This window comes from Mesorhizobium kowhaii (assembly GCF_042431665.1).
Taxonomy (GTDB): domain Bacteria; phylum Pseudomonadota; class Alphaproteobacteria; order Rhizobiales; family Rhizobiaceae; genus Mesorhizobium; species Mesorhizobium kowhaii.
In genome coordinates this window covers 1-5,764 of the sequence record NZ_JBHLYT010000249.1, presented here as the reverse complement: position 1 = coordinate 5,764, position 5,764 = coordinate 1, and the positions used below count along the sequence as shown (strand labels likewise).

Sequence of the window (5,764 nt, the reverse complement as noted above, 5' to 3'; positions counted from 1 at the left end):
TTCCGCATCTTCACGGCCTCGGATTCGACGTTTGCCGAGCACGACACGATCACAGACTTCAGCCGCGACGACGGCGACAAGCTCGACCTTTCCGTCGGTCGTGGTTCCCCGGGAACCTATGACGGCGGCCCATTGGTGTTTCGTGGCGAAATCGCGCTCGCAAATCTCACGACTGGCACCGCACTCGGCGGATCTGACGTCGGCGCCGGATTCACTCAGGTCTGGTGGACGCATATCGGGGCCACCACCATCCTCATTGCCGACATCAACAGCAACTTTTTGCTTGATGCCGATGACCTCGTCGTTGAACTGAACGACCCGCTAAACCAGGGCCTTTCCGAAGGCGATTTCCTGGCCGGCAATTTCATCGCACAGGTCGGCCGCAATATTGACGAGACGATGAATGGTACGCCCGAGGACGACCTGATCTACTCGGTCGGAGGAAACGACACGGTGAACGGCCTTGCCGGTAGCGACACCATCTACGGCGGCGATGGAATGGACACGCTGAATGGCGGGCTTGATGGCGACTATCTCTACGGCGAGGGTAACGACGACACCCTCAATGGTGACGAGGGCGGCGACAGGCTTGTCGGCGGCTTGGGTGCCGATACGCTGCATGGCGGTGATGACGCTGACATCCTCATTGGCGGCGTTGATGGGACAGGCAATGGTGGCGACACCGCACTCAACACGCTGTTTGGCGACCTTGGCGACGATCAGCTCTACGGCGATGCTGGTGACGACGAACTTCACGGCGGCGGCGACAATGACACCATCGTCGGGAATGGTGGCAACGACCGGATTTTTGGAGACCAGGGCGCCGATGCAATCTATGGCGGCGGCGGCAATGACCTCGTCATCATAGAGCGCGCTACAAACTACGCACTCGGAGAGACAATTGACGGCGGTGATGGCTTCGACACCATACGTTTCGCGAGCACCATAGCCAACGATACGCTTACGCTGCGTGCGGGGATCTCATCGATCGAGGAACTTGTCATTTCCGACTTAAATGGCAGCACCTCCGGCACAACTGCGCTCAACATTGACGCTAGCAACCTGTCGTATGGCCTCAGCCTTAAAGGCAACGCTGGCGCAAACGAAATCATCGGCACAGCCTTCGATGATGTCATCAATGGTGGCCTCGGCAACGATGTCCTGGATGGCGGGTCGAGGATCGATTCGGGGCCGGAGAAGGATATTGTCAGCTACAGCGATCGAGCGGATGCAATCGTAGTGACGCTGAACGGTTCGGCGGATGCCATAGTGACCGTCGGCGGAGTCGCAGAGGACACGATCCGCAATTTCGAAGGAGTAACCGGAGGCAGCGGCGACGATGTATTGACAGGCGACGGCTTGGCCAATTTTCTTTCTGGATCGGGCGGCAACGATACAATCGACGGCAGCGGGGGTGACGACACCGTCGTCTTCACCGGGCCTTGGACGAATTACACGATCAGTGTTTCCAACGGTGTCTACACGATAATCGACAAGACGGGCGTCGATGGCTCTGACAGCGTAGCGAACGTCGAGAACTTCGCCTTCTCAAATGGGACTTTCTCGGGTGCTGAGATCATCAACGACGCGCCGGTGGGCGTAAATGACGCCAACGCTTCGGACAGCGTGATCGAGGCGGGAGGTGTTGCCAACAGCACGGTCGGCGATGCCACAGCCACTGGAAATGCCCTCAGCAACGACACCGATGCCGACTCAAGCTTGGGAGACACGTTGTCCATCAATGGCGCACACGCCGGGGCTTCGGCTTTAGGCGTGGCGTTCACGCCTATCTCAGGAGCGACTTCGCTTGTCGGAACCTATGGAACGCTTTTGATCGACGTGAATGGTGACTACACCTATTCGCTGAACGATAGCGATCTGGACACCCAGGCTCTCGCTGAAGGAGCCGCGGCGACCGATTCGTTCACCTATAGGCTCGTTGATGCCAACGGGGCGACCGCTACCGCTCAAATCGACATCTCCATTGTTGGCAGTAACGATGCGCCAACTGCCACGCTGGTGGGTCTGTCGCCGATAGCCGAGGACTCCGGCACACTGCTCATTACACAGAGCGATCTGTTGGCCACCGCCGCTGACGTAGAAAGTGACAGCCTTACCGCCTCCGGCCTGGCCATCTCTTCTGGCGCCGGCTCGCTGATCGACAATGGCGACGGCACCTGGAGCTACACGCCGGCCCTCAATGACGACACGGATGTATCCTATTCTTATACGATCAGCGATGGCCATGGCGGAAGCATCGCGGGGGCCGCCCACCTTGATATCACTCCCGTTAACGACGTGCCCACCACGTCGGCGGTGATCCTTGCACCGATAGAGGAGGGTTCCGGTGCACGGCTGATCACGCAGGCCGAACTGCTGGCGAACGCCAGCGACGTCGACGGCGACAGCCTTACCGCCTCCAATCTGGCCATCACCGCCGGCGCCGGTTCGCTCGTCGACAATGGCGATGGGACTTGGAGCTACACACCGGCTGCCAATGACGAGTCGGACGTGTCCTATTCCTACACCGTCAGCGATGGCAGCGGCGGGAGCGTCGCCGGATCTGCGACGCTGGACATTATCCCCGTTGCCAACAGCAGTCCGCCAACGATCACATCGGAGGGTGGGGGCGATACGGCCTCTCTGGCGATTGCGGAGAACAGTACAGCCGTGTCGACGGTCACGGCCACAGATCCTGATGCCGGTGACACGCTCACCTACTCGATCGCCGCAGGGTTTGACGCCAACCTGTTTTCGATCGACGGCCAGTCGGGCGCGCTGTCGTTCGTGACGGCGCCCGATTTTGAGAATCCCAATCTCAACGGCGGGATCTTCGACCAGTTCTATTCGGTCGTCGTTAAGGCCGATGATGGCCATGGCGGCCTGGACACCCAGACGATTACGGTCACGGTGACCAACGTCAACGACAACGCTCCTGTGTTCACCTCGGGCACGAGCGCCAGCTTTGCCGAGAACGGCACGGGTGTCGCCTATGACGCCAACGCCGGCGATAGCGATAATCTCGGTGCATTGACCTATTCGCTGGCTGGCACGGACGCTGCGCTGTTTGACATCGACGCCTCGACCGGCGAGGTCACCTTCAAGGCAACGCCCGACTTCGAGACCCCGGCCGATTCAGACGGCAACAACGTCTACGACATCGTCGTCACCGCTTCCGACGGCACGCTCAGCACCGACCGCAGCGTCGCCATCATGGTGACGGATGTGCCGAACACGATCATCGGTGATGAATTTGACAACGTGCTTATTGGCACTAGCGAAGACGAAACAATTCTTGGGCTTGGCGGAAACGACACGATTTCGGGCGGAGGCGGCGACGACAACCTGCGCGGTGGATCAGGGTCAGATATCCTTGATGGCGGCGAGGGCGATGACGTCATCCACTACGGCTTCTCGGACAGTGCCTTGGGTGACACGATCGATGGCGGAGCTGGAATCGACACCATATCGGTCGAAGGGAACAACAGCGACCTTTACCGAGTAAGCATTACAGGCGTCGAGCGCCTGGCATTCGACACCACTTCCAGTGCTACGGTGTGGCTCAGCAGCGATGATGTCGGAGCGGGTCAGATAAATACCTTCGTGGGCAGCGCATTTTTCGACCAGATATCCGTGCGCGTCACCTCGGGAGGAACAGCTGACCTTAGTACTGCTGTATTTCAGAATTGGGGCCCGAATGACAGTCTCGAGCTGATAGGGTCCAATGCCAATGACGTGTTGATAGGCTCCGTGGCTGACGATGTCATTTTCGGGAGCCTCGGCGCAGACACCATGCAAGGCGGCGCAGGCAACGATAAGTTCAGCTTCAACGCGGGGGATGTCGCAAGCGGCGAGTCGATCGACGGTGGGAGCGGAACAGACCAGCTGCTCATCTTCGGGAACAATGACTTCCGCCAGGCCACGCTTGGCTCGATTGAAACCTTGGCTTTTGGCGGATCAGCGATTCCTGCAACCGTCGCTTTTTCGTCGACGCAAATCGGAGCGGGATTGTCCATGGACGCTTCGGTCGTGGGCAATGCCGGGGCCAACGCGATCAGCATCTCGATGGATGCACCGGGAACTCTCGATATCGGAGCATGGACCTTCTCGAACTGGAGTTCCAACGACTCAATCTTCATGGGCGGGTCGTCATCGGCAGACACGCTTATTGGATCATCGCAAGCGGATGAGATTCAAGGCAACTTCGGCAACGACATATTAATCGGCGGTGATGGTGATGACCAACTCGCCGGGCAATATGACGTTGACACCCTCACCGGCGGCGCTGGCGTCGATACGTTTGCCGGCAGCGTCACCGACTGGAATGGCGACAGGATCACCGACTACGAATACGGCGAAAAAATCATGGTGGCCTTCGGGTCGGCCTCGGCGAGCGACTACCGTCTTCGCACGACTGCAACAGACAGCTTCATCGACATCGATGGAAATGGCGACGGGACTTTCGACAGCACCATTGTGCTCTCCGGCCAAATCCATGGGACGCTGACCGTGATAGCCGCGGCTAATCCGGATTATGCACAACTTGTGATCACGCCGAATACTGCTCCGGCCATCACGTCTAATGGCGGAGGTGATACGGCTCAGGTTTCGGTTGCAGAGAACGCCACGGCGGTGACCACCGTCTCGGCAACCGATCCGGATGCTGGCGATACGCTCACTTACTCGATCGTCGGTGGCGCCGACTCCGGCCTGTTCCAAATCGATGCTACGACGGGCGTCCTGAGTTTCCAGAACGCGCCAGACTTCGAGGCGCCGGCCGACAGTGGCGGCAACAATGTCTACGACGTCAAGGTGGAGGTCTCCGATGGCTCCTCCGTTGATAATCAGTCGATCGCGGTTACCGTCACGGACGTTGCGGGCCAGACAATCACGGGTACCAATGCGGCTCAGACCTTAACCGGAACCCCGGAAGCCGACATCATTTCGGGACTGGGCGGCAATGATACGCTCAATGGCCTTGCCGATAATGATTATCTGGACGGCGGCGCAGGCGTCGACACGATGGTCGGCGGCATCGGCAACGACACCTACGTCGTCGACAACACTGGCGACATCGTGGACGAGACCGGCGGCGACGGCACCGACCTGGTTCGCTCGTCGATTGCCTTCAGCCTTTCCGATGCTGTGCATGTCATTGGAAGCGTCGAGAACCTGACGCTGACGGGGACGGCCAATGTGGCCGGCACCGGCAATGCGCTTGCCAACGTGATCACCGGCAACACCGGCAACAACACCTTGGCGGGGCTTGGTGGCGCCGATACGCTCATCGGCGACGCCGGTACCGACACGGCCAGCTATGCGGCGTCGGCAGCCGGTGTGGACGTCAGCCTGACGACCGGCGTGGCGCATGGCGGCGATGCCGAAGGCGACACCTTCTCCGGCATCGAGGGACTTCTCGGCTCCGCGCAGAGCGACACGCTCGAGGGCGACGGCAACAACAACGTGCTCAACGGCGGCGCTGGCATCGACACGCTGAGCTACGAGCACGCGGCCGCGGCCATCACAGTGAGCCTTGCGACGACGGCCGTCCAGAACACTATTGGCTCGGGCAGCGATACCCTCTCCGGCTTCGAGAACCTGATCGGCTCGGCATTCGGCGACACGCTGACGGGCAGCGCGGCAGCCAATATGATCTCCGCCATGGGTGGCGACGACGTGTTGAATGGCGGCGCTGGCGCCGACAGCATGCTCGGCGGCGCAGGCAGCGACACCTACGTCGTCGACAACACCGGCGACATCGTGG

1 protein-coding gene is annotated in these 5,764 nt (G+C 60.0%); it reads left to right on the top strand.

Going from position 1 to position 5,764, the window contains the following annotated elements:
* Nucleotides 1-5,764 (top strand): calcium-binding protein (locus tag ACFFNA_RS40605; protein ID WP_378926073.1); only part of this gene is annotated, 5,764 nt, incomplete at both ends.